We start from the raw sequence: 15,365 nt of genomic DNA, 5'->3' as shown, positions 1-15,365 counted from the left end.
CTGTTTTCCTCGTGAACGTTTATCCCGCAGAGAAAAGCGACAGCGCTGCACGTTGCGACATGAAGGGGTATACTCGCGGCAGTAGAAAATGATGAAAGGCAGTGATGACACATGAACGTAGAAAATAAAACGCCGAACGTTGACCATCAGGAAATTGCCAAATTTGAGGCTATCGCCTCACGCTGGTGGGATTTAGAAGGTGAATTCAAACCATTACACCGCATTAACCCGCTGCGTCTGGGCTATATTTCACAGCGCGCGGAAGGCCTGTTCGGCAAGAAAGTGTTAGATGTCGGCTGCGGCGGCGGCATTTTGGCTGAGAGCATGGCGCGTGAAGGCGCGGACGTCACCGGGCTGGATATGGGCGCAGAGCCGTTAGACGTTGCGCGCTTACATGCGCTGGAAAGCGGCATCACTGTCGATTACGTACAGGAAACGGTAGAAGCCCATGCACTCGCTCACCCAGGCCTTTACGATGTGGTCACCTGCATGGAGATGCTGGAGCACGTTCCCGATCCGCAATCCGTAGTGCAGGCTTGCGCTAAGTTGGTCAAGCCCGGTGGACACGTGTTTTTCTCCACGATAAACCGCAATGCAAAAGCGTGGATGATGGCCGTTATCGGTGCTGAGTATGTTTTAAAAATGGTGCCACGCGGCACGCACGATATTAAGAAATTCATTCGCCCGGCGGAGCTGATGCGCTGGGTCGATGACACCGCACTGCGCGAAAGGCATATCACCGGGCTGCACTACAATCCGCTGACGGACCACTTTAAGCTCGGTCCAAATGTGGACGTGAACTACATGCTGCATACTCTCCATGATAAATAGACCCAATTAAGAATAGTCTTAAAATTGCGCGGTTTTTCACCGCGCAATTTTCTGGGTTTATCTGAAAAACCAACAAAATGGCCGAGACTTATTTTTTTTACAGAATATTGACATCCTCTTAGCCCTTACAAAATCAGGATTTCGGGAAACCAACGCTTCGGCAACCTGAAATTAACACCAAAATCAAGCCTTGTACTCAAACGAATCCAGACTAGAATACTCACCATGTAGTAGCCATTTATCAAAAAATATCCATATCTAGTATTTATCCACAGGGTTAGTCACAGCGGAATTTCTGTGAATAAACGGGGGATATTTTTTTATTTTCATCAACAGGTAAATCCCAACATGAACCAGAGCTTGCTCGTTACCAAACGCGATGGCAGTAAAGAAAAAATCAATTTGGATAAAATCCACCGCGTCATTACCTGGGCCGCAGAAGGTTTACACAATGTCTCCGTTTCTCAGGTGGAACTGCGTTCCCACATTCAGTTTTATGACAGCATCAAAAGCTCTGATATTCATGAAACCATCATCAAGGCCGCTGCCGATCTGATCTCCCGCGAAAGCCCGGATTATCAATATCTGGCCGCGCGTCTAGCTATCTTCCATCTGCGCAAAAAAGCCTACGGTCAGTTCGAACCGCCGGCCCTGCTGACCCACGTCACCAAGATGGTGGAATTGGGCAAATACGACAAGCACCTGCTGGAAGACTATAGCCCCGAAGAATTCGCTCAGATGGACGCTTTCATCGATCACTGGCGTGACATGAATTTCTCCTATGCTGCGGTTAAACAGTTGGAAGGGAAATATCTGGTACAAAACCGCGTCACCGGTGATATCTACGAAAGCGCCCAGTTCCTGTACATTCTGGTCGCTGCCTGCTTGTTCTCTGGCTATCCGCGTGAAACCCGTTTGGATTACGTTAAACGTTTCTATGACGCGATCTCAACGTTCAAAATTTCCCTGCCGACGCCAATTATGGCCGGCGTGCGCACCCCGACGCGCCAGTTCAGCTCCTGCGTGCTGATCGAATGCGGCGACAGCCTGGATTCCATCAACGCGACGTCCAGCGCTATCGTGAAATATGTTTCCCAGCGTGCCGGTATCGGCATCAACGCCGGTCACATCCGTGCGCTCGGTAGCCCAATTCGCGGCGGTGAAGCGTTCCATACCGGCTGTATCCCGTTCTATAAACACTTCCAGACGGCGGTGAAATCCTGCTCTCAGGGCGGCGTTCGCGGTGGAGCTGCCACGCTGTTCTATCCGCTGTGGCATCTGGAAGTCGAAAGCCTACTGGTATTGAAAAACAACCGAGGCGTAGAAGGCAACCGCGTTCGTCACCTCGATTACGGCGTGCAGTTGAACAAACTGATGTACCAGCGCTTGGTAAAAGGTGAAGAGATCACACTGTTCAGCCCGTCTGACGTACCGGGGCTGTACGACGCGTTCTTCGCCAATCAGGATGAATTCGAACGCCTGTATGTGCAATATGAGCAGGATGACAGCATCCGCAAGCAGCGTATTAAAGCGGTTGAGCTGTTCTCCCTGATGATGCAGGAGCGTGCTTCAACAGGCCGTATCTATATTCAGAACGTTGACCACTGCAACACGCATAGCCCGTTCGATCCGCTGATTGCGCCAGTTCGCCAGTCCAACCTGTGTCTGGAAATCGCGTTACCGACCAAACCGTTGGACGACGTGAATGATGAAAACGGTGAAATTGCACTGTGTACGCTGTCGGCGTTTAACCTCGGTGCGATTAATAGCCTGGACGATTTGGAAGATTTAGCAACGCTCGCGGTACGCGCGCTGGATGCCCTGCTGGATTATCAGGATTACCCGATTAAAGCCGCAGAACGTGGTGCGATGGGCCGCCGCACATTGGGAATTGGCGTCATCAACTTTGCCTACTATCTGGCGAAAAATGGCGTGCGTTACTCCGATGGCAGCGCCAATGGCCTGACGCACAAAACCTTTGAAGCGATTCAATACTATTTGCTGAAGGCGTCGAATGTGCTGGCACGTGAGCAAGGTGCCTGCCCGTGGTTCAATGAAACCACCTACTCACAGGGTATTTTACCGATCGATACCTACAAGCGCGATCTGGACGCGATTTGCAACGAACCGCTGCATCTCGACTGGGAAACGCTGCGTAACGACATCAAAGAATACGGCCTGCGTAACTCCACGCTGTCTGCGCTGATGCCGTCTGAAACGTCGTCTCAGATCTCGAACGCCACCAACGGCATTGAGCCACCGCGCGGCCACATCAGCGTCAAAGCATCCAAAGACGGTATTCTGCGTCAAGTCGTGCCGGAATACGAAACGCTGAAAGATGCCTACGAACTGCTATGGGAAATGCCAAATAACGATGGATACCTGCAACTGGTGGGTGTGATGCAGAAATTTGTCGATCAGGCGATCTCCTCCAACACCAACTACGACCCATCACGCTTCCCGTCAGGCCGAGTACCGATGAAGCAGTTGCTAAAAGATCTGGTCACGGCCTACAAATTCGGCGTTAAAACGCTGTATTACCAAAATACCCGTGACGGCGCTGAAGACGTGCAAGACGATCTGTTGGCAGAGCCGCAAGACGATGGCTGCGAAGGCGGCGCGTGTAAGATTTAAGCCAATAATAAAAGGCTGCAATGCAGCCTTTTATCCTTTTAGCGCGGGCGTCCTACCCGCAGCCGCAGACGGCGTTAAAAATGCTCACGGCATTTTTTTGGAGAGACTAATGGCCTATACCACTTTTTCACAGAATAAAAATGATCAGTTGCTAGAACCCATGTTCTTCGGCCAGTCGGTTAACGTTGCACGTTTCGATCAGCAAAAATATGAAATTTTCGAAAAATTGATCGAAAAGCAATTATCCTTCTTCTGGCGCCCGGAAGAAGTTGATGTGTCCCGCGATCGCATCGACTATCAGGCACTGCCCGATCATGAAAAGCACATCTTCATCAGCAACCTGAAATACCAAACGCTGCTGGATTCGATTCAGGGACGTAGCCCGAACGTGGCACTGCTGCCGCTAATTTCTATTCCTGAGCTGGAAACCTGGGTGGAAACCTGGGCGTTCTCGGAAACCATTCACTCGCGTTCTTACACCCACATCATCCGTAATATCGTGAACGATCCATCGCTGGTGTTTGACGATATCGTCACTAACGAAGAGATTCTAAAGCGTGCCAAGGATATCTCCGGCTACTACGACTCGCTGATCGAGATGACCAGCTACTATCATTTGCTGGGTGAAGGAACACATCAGGTTAACGGTAAAACTGTAGCCGTTAACCTGCATACGCTGAAAAAGCAGTTGTATATCTGCCTGATGAGCGTGAACGCGCTGGAAGCGATTCGTTTCTATGTCAGCTTTGCCTGCTCGTTTGCTTTTGCGGAACGCGAACTGATGGAAGGCAACGCCAAAATCATCAAGCTGATCGCCCGTGACGAAGCACTACACCTGACTGGCACGCAGCACATGCTGAACCTGATGCGTTCCGGCCATGACGACCCTGAAATGGCGCAGATTGCCGAAGAGTGTCAGCAAGAGTGTTACGACCTGTTCGTACTCGCCGCCCAGCAAGAAAAAGAGTGGGCTGAATACCTGTTCCGTGACGGTTCGATGATTGGCCTGAACAAGGATATTTTGTGCCAATATGTGGAATATATCACCAACATCCGCATGCAGGCCGTTGGTTTGCCGCTGCCGTTCCAGACACGTACCAACCCCATCCCGTGGATCAACGCCTGGCTGGTGTCCGATAACGTACAGGTCGCGCCGCAGGAAGTCGAAGTCAGCTCCTATCTGGTCGGCCAGATCGATTCAGAAATCAGCGATGACGACCTGAGCGATTTCCAACTGTAATCGATGAGCAATCCAACTATTACGCTGCGCACATCCGGTGCGCAGTTTTCCTGTTCAGATGACGGCCCTTCCCTGCTGGAGGTACTGGAATCCAACCGCGTCAGCATTGAATATCAGTGCCGATCCGGCTATTGCGGTTCCTGTCGGCTGCGTCTGGTAAAAGGTCGCGTAGCGTACCGCCAAACCCCATTGGCCTGTATCCAACAGGATGAAATCCTCCCCTGCTGCTGTATGCCGCAGGGCGATATCGAACTCGACCTATAGCCCCGAATTGTCCTCCCACGCCAGTTAACTGGCCTACCGTTCTCGCTGGCGAGTGCATTTCTTGCCCGCATTTATACATAAGTGAGTTACACTATCCGCTGAGATCGTCTTTTGACCGATATATACCCTAAATAATTCGAGTTGCAGAAAGGCGGAAACCGAGCGAATCACCAGGAACTTACATCAAGTAAGTGACTGAGGTGAGTAAGGGAATCCAACGCACATGCAGCTTGAAGTATGACGGGGATAAAACAACCTGGAGGTTTTAAAACATGCTCACCGTCATTCCCATTTTGGTTTTTGTTGCACTTATCATCGTCTGGTCAGGCATCAAAGTCGTACCTCAGGGATACCAATGGACTGTAGAACGTTTTGGCCGCTACACCAAAACGCTGATGCCGGGGCTTAATCTGGTCGTACCGTTTATGGATCGTGTTGGACGTAAAATCAACATGATGGAACAGGTATTAGACATCCCCTCTCAGGAAATTATCTCACGCGATAACGCCAATGTAGCGATTGATGCCGTCTGCTTTATTCAGGTGATTGATCCGGCACGGGCGGCCTATGAAGTCAGCAATCTGGAACAGGCTATCGTCAACCTCACCATGACCAACTTCCGTACCGTACTGGGCTCCATGGAGCTGGACGAGATGTTGTCTCAGCGCGATAGCATCAACACGCGCCTACTGCACATTGTCGACGAAGCCACCAACCCGTGGGGCATTAAAATCACGCGTATTGAGATCCGCGATGTACGACCGCCTGCTGAACTGATTGCCGCGATGAATGCGCAGATGAAAGCGGAACGTAACAAACGTGCCGATATTCTGGAGGCGGAAGGGGTGCGTCAGGCGGCTATCCTGAAAGCCGAAGGGGAAAAGCAGTCACAGATTTTGAAGGCGGAAGGCTTGCGTCAGTCCGCATTTCTGGAAGCAGAAGCGCGTGAACGTGCGGCAGAAGCAGAAGCACAGGCGACCAAAATGGTCTCCGAGGCCATCGCAGCGGGTAACATTCAGGCGATTAACTACTTTGTCGCTCAGAAATATACTGATGCCTTGCAGCAGATCGGTTCTTCTAATAACAGCAAAGTGATCATGATGCCGCTGGAAGCCAGCAACTTGATGGGAGCCATTGGCGGGATCACCGAGCTGATTAAAGATAGCAAAGACAGCCGAGGTCAATAATGGGCATTGAACTGGTGATGGAAAATGCGCACTGGTTCTGGCTGTCGCTCGGCGGCCTGCTTTTAGCCGCCGAAATGCTGGGTGCCAGCGGTTATCTGCTGTGGAGCGGCGTGTCGGCCGTATTGGTTGGGTTGCTAACGTGGGTGATGCCGCTAGGCTGGCCATGGCAGGGCACGATTTTCGCCATCATGACGATCGTTACAGCGCTGCTCTGGTGGTATTGGCTGCGTAAACGAACGCTGTCACGCCCACCGTCAACGCTTAACCAGCGTGGGCAACAGTTGATTGGCCTACGCGCTACCCTGACCGAACCCGTGACTAACGGCTTTGGTCGGGTAAACATCGGCGACAGCAGTTGGCGCGTGAAATCAGAGCAGGAACTGCCTGCTGGCACGCATGTTGAAGTGATTGCCGTTGATGGCATCACACTGCATGTCCGGTCGATTGAGCACTAACAGAGCGCACGAATTGGGGAGCCTCGCTCCCCTTTCTGGCAATTTACTCTTTTGACGATTTACTCTTTTGACAACAACCCGCCAGATTATTGATTATCGGACACTCCGCGCTACCGTCCCCTGGGCACTGTTCGGCCAACGCCAGCAACTGTTCACGCATCGTTTTCAACTCTTCGATATGCATCTCGATTTCTTGTACTTTCTGCAAAGTACGAGCTTTTACATCCGCGCTGCGCCGCAGCGGATCGTTAAATAACGTGACCAGCTCCCGGCATTCATCCAGATTAAAACCCACCTGTCGCGCTTGACGCAGCAGCGTTAGCTCTTCGACATGATGCTCATCATAGCTACGATAACCATTTTCAGAACGCAGCGGTGTAGTCAGAAGCTCTTTCTCTTCATAGAAACGAATGGTTTTACTGCTAAGACCCGTTTTTTTCGCAACATCACTGATATTCATGATTTCTCCTTGCCTCTCCCCATAATGGCAGAAGGCGTATTGGCACAGCCAATGAGTATCTCAATGAGATCATATTATCTGACTCTGTAGTATCAGCCAAATTTACCACTATAAAAATTCACTTCACGTAAAAGATGACGAGAACATTTATTTGTGTAAAATCACAAGGTTTTATAATTGCTTGCGATGGAATGCTGCAAGTGAGTTATTATCAGTAAAGGAAAATATCATCATGGGATATAGCAATATACTCGGTAAGGTACTCGATAACGCACAGCGGCTCAAAGAGGTCCATTATCATATTGAACACCACCACATTCCTGTTACATCGAAAGATGACCTTTCTCAGCAGATTATTGAAATTGAACGCTATCTCGGGGACAGCAGCTACACGTCGCTGAATACCAGAAAACATCGAATCAATATATTAAGCGCTATTCTCGCTTTACCCGTCCTGCTATTTTGCTTCATTTTCGTACCGGATCGGTATCTTAAATACTTTAATATTGAATATGATATCGACGGTATGGCGCAAAGCGTATTTCTTTTTCTAATCGAACATATGTGGATGGCTATCGCGTATGGCGCTTTGTTTTTCGGTTTGATTTTTTATTTTTATTACCTGAATCACCGCGCGGAAAACGAGGCTGAGAAGGTCATTCAGGCATTCATCGCCCGGACCTCAAGCAATACTTGATGACTGACAACGTCAGACTCAACTGACCTTACCTTCACCTGAGTGTTTCATTTTGTTCGAAGAGTCTCTCTGCTATTTGGCAGAGAGACTCTTCACTTTTTCTTTCCTAGAACAAAAGCATATTAAATCCCTTGACCTTCCCCTTGCCAGAAGGTTTACCTTACCCAATAACAAGTAGAAATCAGATGGCCGGTCAACGTCTTTCACCGCCGGTTGTTAACACGGGAGAAAATTGTTATGTCACAAACCATCGTGTTGTCCTTGCAGGGACTGACCTGCGGGCACTGTGTTCAACGCGTTAAAAAAGCACTAGACGCGATCCCTACAGTCGAACACACCGACGTCACTCAACAGTACGCCAAAGTCAGCGGTGCCGTCGATTCTCAAACGTTGATCGACACTATCGAGCGGGCAGGCTACGACGCGCAACTCGCCACCACTCCGGATGTATCCCTTCAGCTTTCCGGCCTGAGCTGCAACCACTGTGTCGCCGCTACGCGTAAAGTGCTGGAAGCTATTCCCGGCGTCGTCGCGACGGATGTCACCAAAGAGCAGGCCACCGTGTATGGTAACGTTGAGACCACGGTACTGATTAGCGCTATTGAAGAAGCCGGCTATCACGCCAGCGTGCAGGAGAATGTTCACCCAAAAACTGAGCCGCTGGCACAGGTAGCGACGATGCCGGAAGCGCTGCCAGCGGCCGAGAGCATTCTTCCGGCAATAACAACACGCACCACCCGCGATGATGACAGCGTACAGATCCTGCTTCAGGGGATGAGCTGCGCCAGTTGCGTGAATCGCGTGCAGACGGCACTACAAAACGTCAGCGGCGTTACGCAGGCACGAGTGAATCTGGCTGAGCGCAGTGCGTTGGTCAACGGTCACGCCGAGCCGGAAGCGCTGATTGCCGCCGTTGAGCAAGCAGGCTATGGTGCAGAAATTATTCAGGACGAAGAAGCACGCCGTGCACGCCAGCAGCAAACCTCTCAACAGGCTATCCGCCGCTTTCAGTGGCAGGCTGCGCTAGGTTTACTGCTGGGTATACCGCTGATGCTGTGGGGTGTATTAGGTGGCAGCATGAGTCTGACGCCGGAAAGCCAAACGCCGTGGCTCGTCATCGGTATTCTGACGCTGGCAGTGATGGTATTTGCTGGCAGTCATTTTTACCGTAACGCCTGGCGTAGCCTGAGAAACGGCGCTGCAACCATGGATACGCTGGTGGCACTGGGAACGGGTGCGGCATGGCTTTACTCGATTACCGTTAACCTATGGCCGGACCTTTTCCCGATGGCGGCGCGCCATCTGTACTATGAGGCCAGCGCGATGATCATTGGTTTAATCAACCTGGGCCACGCGCTGGAGCAACGCGCTCGCCAGCGATCTTCACGCGCGCTGGAACGACTGCTGGACTTAACACCGCCTACTGCCCGTGTCGTGACTCCGGAAGGTGAAAAATCCATTCCACTGTCCGAGGTGCAATCGGGCATGACGTTACGCCTGACCACTGGCGATCGTATTCCTGTTGATGGCGAGATCTTGCAAGGCGAGCTGTGGGTGGATGAAGCCATGCTGACCGGCGAACCGATCCCACAGTCCAAAACATCTGGCGATACCGTTCACGCAGGCACATTGGTTTCCGATGGCAGCGTTCTCTTCCGTGCAGACGCGATCGGCAACCAAACCACCCTGTCGCGAATCATCCGATTGGTGAGACAGGCGCAAAGCAGCAAACCGGCTATCGGGCAGCTAGCGGATCGTATTTCTGCCGTGTTTGTTCCCGTCGTCGTTGCCATCGCACTCCTCAGCGGTGCGATCTGGTTCTTTGTCGGGCCACAGCCACAGATTGTCTATACGCTTATTATCGTTACGACCGTTTTGATCATTGCTTGCCCCTGTGCGCTTGGGCTGGCAACACCGATGTCAATTATTTCCGGCGTAGGACGTGCAGCGGAGTTTGGCGTTCTGGTACGGGATGCCGATGCCTTGCAGCAGGCCAGCAAGCTGGACGTGCTGGTGTTTGACAAAACGGGTACGCTAACCGAAGGGAAGCCGCGCGTCGTGGCGATTCACACGTTCGGCAGCGTAACAGAGGAGCAGGCGCTGACTTGGGCGGCTTCGCTGGAACAGGGATCTCATCACCCGCTAGCGAAAGCCATTATTGAACACGCAGAAAATCTTACGCTAACGCAAGTCGATCAGTTCCGCACGCTGCGCGGTCTTGGCGTCAGCGGCAAGACCATGGATGTCGACCTGCTGCTGGGAAATCCGCCACTGCTCAAACAGCATCAGATCGATCTCGCGGAAGGTGACACGCTGATCAATGAACAAGCTCAGCGCGGCATCACGCCCGTTTTACTTGCGGCCAATGGCCACCTCATCGCGGTGATCTCTATCCACGATCCGCTGCGAGCAGACAGCATCAGCGCGCTGCAGCGCCTGCATCAACAGGGCTACCAGTTAGTCATGCTCACAGGGGACAACCCGCTCACGGCGAAGAGTATCGCTAAAGAAGCCGGTATCGATCAGGTGATCGCGGGTGTGCTACCAGACGGAAAAGCCGAGGCCATCAAAAAACTACAGGCGCAAGGCAAACGCGTGGCGATGATTGGTGATGGCATCAACGATGCGCCCGCACTGGCGCAGGCCGATGTCGGCATTGCGATGGGCGGCGGCAGCGATATCGCGATTGAAACCGCCGCTATCACACTAATGCGCCACAGCCTGCACGGCGTCGCCGATGCGCTGTTGCTCTCCAATGCCACGCTGCGCAACATGAAGCAAAACCTGCTGGGTGCCTTTATCTATAACTCGCTGGGTATTCCAATTGCCGCAGGCGTGCTCTATCCACTGACCGGAACGCTTCTCAGCCCGGTCGTCGCCGGTGCCGCGATGGCACTCTCCTCCATTACGGTAGTCAGCAACGCCAACCGCTTGCTGCGTTTTAAACCTAAAGGTCAGTAATGTTAGTCCGCCATCTTAATTATTCCAAAGATGGCGGGCTCTTTTATTCTTTCGCCACATCACTTTATTACCATGCAACCATGTTTGCTCTACCTGTAGTATCCCTTGTATTGTTCCGTATCTAGCGTTTAGCATATTACTCCCACATCAGGAGACGGAAGCAATGGGGCAACTGCTGCGTAGAATCGCGACTTTTCTTGGCTTTATCCCACCGCTAGCTTATGCCTACCCAGCGATAGACGTTCAACTCGCCAACGAACGGCATCTGCATCTGGTCGGCAGTATTCATATGGGTAGCCAGGATATGGCACCGCTGCCCGATATACTGCTGCAACAACTCAGACAGGCGACCGCACTCATCGTAGAAGCCGATATCTCCGATTCTCATTCCCCCTTCGGACACAGTGACGCCGAGCCACCGCTCGCACAGCGCCTCAGCCCGGACAACTATCGCCAGTTGCAGAAAATCTGTGAATCACTCTCTTTCGATGAAAGCAATATCGACAAGCTTCCCGCCTGGCAAGCCGCGCTGGTGCTGCAAGCAAGGCAGGCTCAGCGATTAGGGTTACGCCCCGATTATGGCATCGATTATCAGTTGATTAACGCAGCGAAATTTCATGGTATTCAGATTATCGAACTGGAAGGACAGCAGACGCAGGTTGATTTGTTACAGCAACTGCCGCAGGGCGGCCTGCTGTTGCTGGAGGATACGATTAAGCACTGGCACATCAACGCTCGTCTGCTGCAAACGATGGTAGGCTGGTGGCTAGACAGCAGGCCTGGCACCTATAAACCGGATATCCCCGCGACGTTCAGCAATGAAATGACCGACCTGTTGATGGGTCAGCGTAACCGTCGCTGGCAACAGCAACTTCAGGCGCTTCCCCCTGGAAGCTACGTGGTAGCCGTCGGCGCACTGCATCTGTATGGCGATGAGAATTTATCCACGCTGCTCAACAACAGTCATTCAGCAACACCTTGAAAGAACACATTATGACGCCCAGCCGCGTCCGCAAGATAAGGCCCACAAAGGGTTTAAGGATAGTGAAATCATGACACCCGCAGTCAATCTGCTCGAAAAGAACAAGGTCGCCTTTACATTACACAGCTATCATCACGACAGCGACGAAACTAATTTTGGCGAGGAAGCGGCCAAAAAATTGGGACTGAATAAAGAGCAGGTTTATAAAACGCTACTCGTCTCCCTGAATGGTGATGCGAAAAACCTCGCCGTGGCCGTCACACCCGTCGCAGGCATGCTGGATCTCAAGAAAGTCGCTCGCGCGCTGTCCGCCAAAAAAGCCGATATGGCCGATCCGGTCATCGCTCAGCGCGTAACGGGTTACCTGGTGGGGGGAATCAGCCCGCTCGGGCAGAAGAAACTGCTGCCGACCGTGATTGATGAACCGGCACGCCAGTTTGATACCATTTTCATTTCCGGCGGTAAACGCGGATTGGACATTGAACTATCGGCAAATGATTTGGCACAGCTACTGCGTGCCACCTTTGCCGATATCGCCAAGCACGATTAATCCCTGCGATTAAACGAACAGCCTGCCAGGCGATATGCATTAAAGTGAAGCAGATAGCAGAGGACTCCACGGCCAGTGTGTCCCCTGCTACCGCTTCATATACTCGTTATATTTCAAGTTGCATGTGCGTTGGCTGCACTCACTCGAATCGATTACTGATCGACTTTCGCCCCTTTATCCAACTGCATCACTGGACCTTCTTTCACATTCAGCGTCAGTCCTTTGGTTTGCAGTTCCGCATTCCTTATGCGGATACCTTTATCCGCATCAATGCGCACGTTATCAAAGTGGAAACCACTGAGCGGGGCTTCCGGTACGCCGATAATGTACGCTGCGGCTTTGGTCTTCCCGGTCGATTCCAAATTCTCGATCGTCACGTTGCTGAAATGCGGTGTCTTGTACTGATCGAACGGCTGCTCTGGATCGGTATCCGGTGGGTAAATCTGCTCGCCCATCGTGAAGCCACCTTCGGCCAACATCTTATCTACCTCAGCCTGCACAATCGGCGCAGCTTTGTAGTACGCAGCAAAGACCAGCGGTATTTCAACATCCACCATTTTGGTATTACGGTAGGTGATGTTTTTCACTTCGCCGCCTTTACCACGTAGGGTTTTAATGCGGATACCGTACATAGAGCCTTCAAACTGGTTATTTTCAACCAGCACGTTATTCACGCCGCCGGAAGTTTCGCTACCGATGGAGATGCCGCGCCCCTGCTTCAGAATATTGTTGGCAATATAGATGTTATCCACGACGCCATTCGGGAAGCGGCTATCTGGCTTCTCGGCTTTTATCGCAATATGGTCGTCATTACAGTCGATATAATTATTGGTGATACGGATATTCTGGCTGTCGATCGGGTCGATAGCATCGGTGTTTGGTGCATGCCACGGCGACAGAATACGCGTACCGTTAACATCCACATCATGCGAGTAACGCATCACAATGTGGAAGCTAGGGGAATGGGTGAGCGTGACGCTGTCCACCAGCACGTTACTAGAACTTTTGATATAAATCAGACGGGGGCGGTCGGTTCCACCTTTCTTGCCGGTGGCTCGAATATTCTCACGCCAGCGTTCCCACCAGACGGCACCCTGCCCATCAATGGTGCCTTCGCCAGTAATCGCCACGTTTTGTGCATCAGCAATACTGATAAAGGGAAGCCAACCATTTTCCGCTTCAGCGTACTTGGTTTTTTCCGTCGCGCGATACGCTGCGACTTCAGTCGAGGCGACGATAGTTGCATCTTTTGCCAAATCCAGTCGGATGTTACTTTTCAGGAACAGCGGATCGACCAGATAGTTACCGCGAGGAACGTGTACCGTTCCGCCACCAGCCGCCGCGCAATCATCAATCGCTTTCTGAAAAGCTTCGGTATTTAGTGCGATCTGTAGGCGGTGACCTTCGGCCCCGTATTGTGTGACGTCACAGGTTTTATCTGGGAATTTCACTGAACTGGCAGCCTGTGCCGTACCAGCTTGAATACCCAGCGTGATGCAGGAAGCCATTAATGACAGAGCAAGACCACTACGCATACTTAACCTCACAAAATAATGAAATATCGTTTTAATAAAATAACACCAATATTCCACTAAAAAACGAGGGACGATCACGTTTTAGATGTATTCGTAATAATTACAATAAGGTAGGGATTTTTTCGTGCAATTGCACTACTTCCATCCTGAGAAGATGCGCTCCCCTGACAGACAGAATGTGGCGCAAACAGAACCAGGAATAGAGCGAGAATAGAATTGAAGAGAGAGTGCTGGCCTGAATGACCAGCACAAATAAGACGGAAGCGTTATGCCGTCAGACGAGCGAAAGCATTACGGATTTCCTGTTCGGGTAAATCCACACCAATAAATACCAGCACGCTCTTTCTTTCTTCATCAGTCTGCCATTCTCTGTCCCAGTCTGCGCTATACAAGCGCTGAACGCCCTGAAACAGCAGGCGACGGTTGTCACCGTTGATAGCCAGAATACCTTTATAGCGCAGTAGATTATCGGAGAATTGTAGCAGCAGGTTTTCCATAACATCGGAAACAGCCTGAAGCTCAACGGCATCATCAAGATACACAACAATCGACTGCACGTTATTCTGCGTCGGTGCAACAAAGCGAAATACCGGCGTTTTCACGTCCAGTTTGTCGCTGAGGACAAAACCGTCAATGTTAAACAGCACGCTCAGATCGATATCGCCATGTACCACAGGGTAGATCGGTGCACGTGCATTGATGCGCTGAAGACGCGGTAACAGCGTGTCGTCTTCGCTTGCCACATCCGTTTTGGTTAGCAATATGCGGTCGGCATAGCCAATCTGCGATTGTGCAATGGTGAACTGATCGAGCTGTTGTTGCGCATGTACCGCATCCACCAACGTGATAATTCCGTCCAGAACAAAGCGTTCACAGATAACTTCATGGGAGAAGAAGGTCTGCGCCACAGGCCCTGGATCGGCCATACCGGTGCATTCAATGATGACGTGATCAAAATCCAGCGTACCGTTATCCACGCCATCAATAAGATCGAGCAACGCATCAGCCAGCTCATTGGACTGCGTGCAGCAGATACAGCCGTTGCTCAACGTCGTAATCTGGCTAGCACGTTCACCGATTAATGTATTATCAATTGGGACTTCGCCGAATTCGTTTTCAATCACGGCAATTTTGTAGCCGTGATCGGCATTCAGAATATGCCGTAGTAAGGTGGTTTTTCCAGCACCAAGAAACCCGGTCAGAATAGTGACATACACGGGTTTAGCCACATCAGATGATAAAGGTTGAGTCATAACAGTTCCAAGTCGTTAACAGCAACGCATCCCGCCTTTGCCGTCTCCGCCGTAACGCGCCTGCTGGCGTTCGCGGAAAAATTCTTCATACGTCATCGCAGGTTTATCCGGGTGATTGGTCTGCATATGCTGCACATAGGTATCATAATCCGGCATACCGACCAGCATACGCGCCGCCTGGCCCAAATATTTTCCTGCTTTTCCCAGATTGCCAAACATCATTACCTCCAGACCATCGCCTGCAACAGCGGCTAGATAAAAAATACCCTGTATAACGTTATACATTATACAGGGTATCTGTACCCGTCATCTTTCA

The 15,365-nt window shown here is 51.3% G+C and carries 14 protein-coding genes; 10 read left to right on the top strand and 4 right to left on the bottom strand.

The features are described 5' to 3' along the window. Positions 1 to 111 precede the first annotated feature (111 nt). From ubiG to A8F97_RS02565, 6 genes are all read left to right on the top strand, one after another. Positions 112 to 831: a bifunctional 2-polyprenyl-6-hydroxyphenol methylase/3-demethylubiquinol 3-O-methyltransferase UbiG gene (gene ubiG / locus A8F97_RS02590; protein ID WP_014700795.1), complete on the top strand. Its 720-nt coding sequence runs from the start codon at positions 112 to 114 to the stop codon at positions 829 to 831. Positions 832 to 1,179: 348 nt separating this feature from the next. Next, positions 1,180 to 3,465: a class 1a ribonucleoside-diphosphate reductase subunit alpha gene (gene nrdA / locus A8F97_RS02585; RefSeq protein ID WP_005976154.1), complete on the top strand. Its 2,286-nt coding sequence runs from the start codon at positions 1,180 to 1,182 to the stop codon at positions 3,463 to 3,465. A gap of 109 nt (positions 3,466 to 3,574) precedes the next feature. Next, on the top strand, positions 3,575 to 4,705 hold the full coding sequence (gene nrdB / locus A8F97_RS02580) for a class Ia ribonucleoside-diphosphate reductase subunit beta (RefSeq protein WP_025918758.1): 1,131 nt from the start codon (positions 3,575 to 3,577) through the stop codon (positions 4,703 to 4,705). Positions 4,706 to 4,708: 3 nt separating this feature from the next. Further along, a complete protein-coding gene (gene yfaE, locus A8F97_RS02575; RefSeq protein ID WP_005976150.1) occupies positions 4,709 to 4,969 on the top strand; it encodes a class I ribonucleotide reductase maintenance protein YfaE in 261 nt (86 codons plus the stop codon). Between the two features lie 272 nt (positions 4,970 to 5,241). Next, complete coding sequence (locus A8F97_RS02570; protein ID WP_005976148.1) at positions 5,242 to 6,156, top strand: SPFH domain-containing protein; 915 nt, start codon at positions 5,242 to 5,244, stop codon at positions 6,154 to 6,156. Continuing rightward, entirely contained in the window at positions 6,156 to 6,611 is a 456-nt protein-coding gene (locus A8F97_RS02565) for an NfeD family protein (RefSeq protein ID WP_014700797.1), read from the top strand. Before A8F97_RS02570 ends, A8F97_RS02565 begins: the two co-directional genes overlap by 1 nt. A gap of 43 nt (positions 6,612 to 6,654) precedes the next feature. Here A8F97_RS02565 and cueR read toward each other — a convergent pair whose 3' ends face one another. Then, positions 6,655 to 7,071 carry a Cu(I)-responsive transcriptional regulator gene (gene cueR / locus A8F97_RS02560; RefSeq protein WP_005976144.1) on the bottom strand — a complete coding sequence of 139 codons (417 nt, stop codon included), beginning with the start codon at positions 7,069 to 7,071 and terminating at the stop codon, positions 6,655 to 6,657. Between the two features lie 181 nt (positions 7,072 to 7,252). Between cueR and A8F97_RS02555 the strand changes: the two genes are divergently transcribed. The 4 genes from A8F97_RS02555 to ybaK all read left to right on the top strand — a co-directional run bounded on the left by A8F97_RS02555 (position 7,253) and on the right by ybaK (position 12,261). Next, positions 7,253 to 7,768, top strand: a complete 516-nt coding sequence (locus A8F97_RS02555; protein WP_227001579.1) for a DUF6097 family protein — start codon at positions 7,253 to 7,255, stop codon at positions 7,766 to 7,768. Positions 7,769 to 8,005: 237 nt separating this feature from the next. Then, entirely contained in the window at positions 8,006 to 10,729 is a 2,724-nt protein-coding gene (copA, locus tag A8F97_RS02550; protein WP_015730955.1) for a copper-exporting P-type ATPase CopA, read from the top strand. Between the two features lie 163 nt (positions 10,730 to 10,892). Then, the gene (locus A8F97_RS02545; protein ID WP_025918761.1) at positions 10,893 to 11,711 is read left to right on the top strand and encodes a TraB/GumN family protein; all 819 of its coding nucleotides are present in this window, start codon (positions 10,893 to 10,895) and stop codon (positions 11,709 to 11,711) included. Between the two features lie 70 nt (positions 11,712 to 11,781). Continuing rightward, complete coding sequence (gene ybaK / locus A8F97_RS02540; RefSeq protein WP_014700801.1) at positions 11,782 to 12,261, top strand: Cys-tRNA(Pro)/Cys-tRNA(Cys) deacylase YbaK; 480 nt, start codon at positions 11,782 to 11,784, stop codon at positions 12,259 to 12,261. 152 nt (positions 12,262 to 12,413) lie between these two features. Here the strand turns inward: ybaK and A8F97_RS02535 are convergent, their stop codons facing one another. The 3 genes from A8F97_RS02535 to A8F97_RS02525 all read right to left on the bottom strand — a co-directional run bounded on the left by A8F97_RS02535 (position 12,414) and on the right by A8F97_RS02525 (position 15,268). After that, positions 12,414 to 13,796, bottom strand: coding sequence for a glycoside hydrolase family 28 protein (locus tag A8F97_RS02535; RefSeq protein ID WP_014700802.1), 1,383 nt, complete (start codon positions 13,794 to 13,796; stop codon positions 12,414 to 12,416). Positions 13,797 to 14,062: 266 nt separating this feature from the next. Next, entirely contained in the window at positions 14,063 to 15,049 is a 987-nt protein-coding gene (gene yjiA / locus A8F97_RS02530; protein WP_033071813.1) for a GTPase, read from the bottom strand. Between the two features lie 15 nt (positions 15,050 to 15,064). Then, positions 15,065 to 15,268, bottom strand: coding sequence for a YbdD/YjiX family protein (locus tag A8F97_RS02525; RefSeq protein ID WP_005976130.1), 204 nt, complete (start codon positions 15,266 to 15,268; stop codon positions 15,065 to 15,067). Positions 15,269 to 15,365: the final 97 nt, after the last annotated feature.

The sequence above is a fragment of the Pectobacterium parmentieri genome (assembly GCF_001742145.1).
GTDB lineage: Bacteria > Pseudomonadota > Gammaproteobacteria > Enterobacterales > Enterobacteriaceae > Pectobacterium > Pectobacterium parmentieri.
This window is presented reverse-complemented; position numbering and strand designations above follow the sequence as displayed.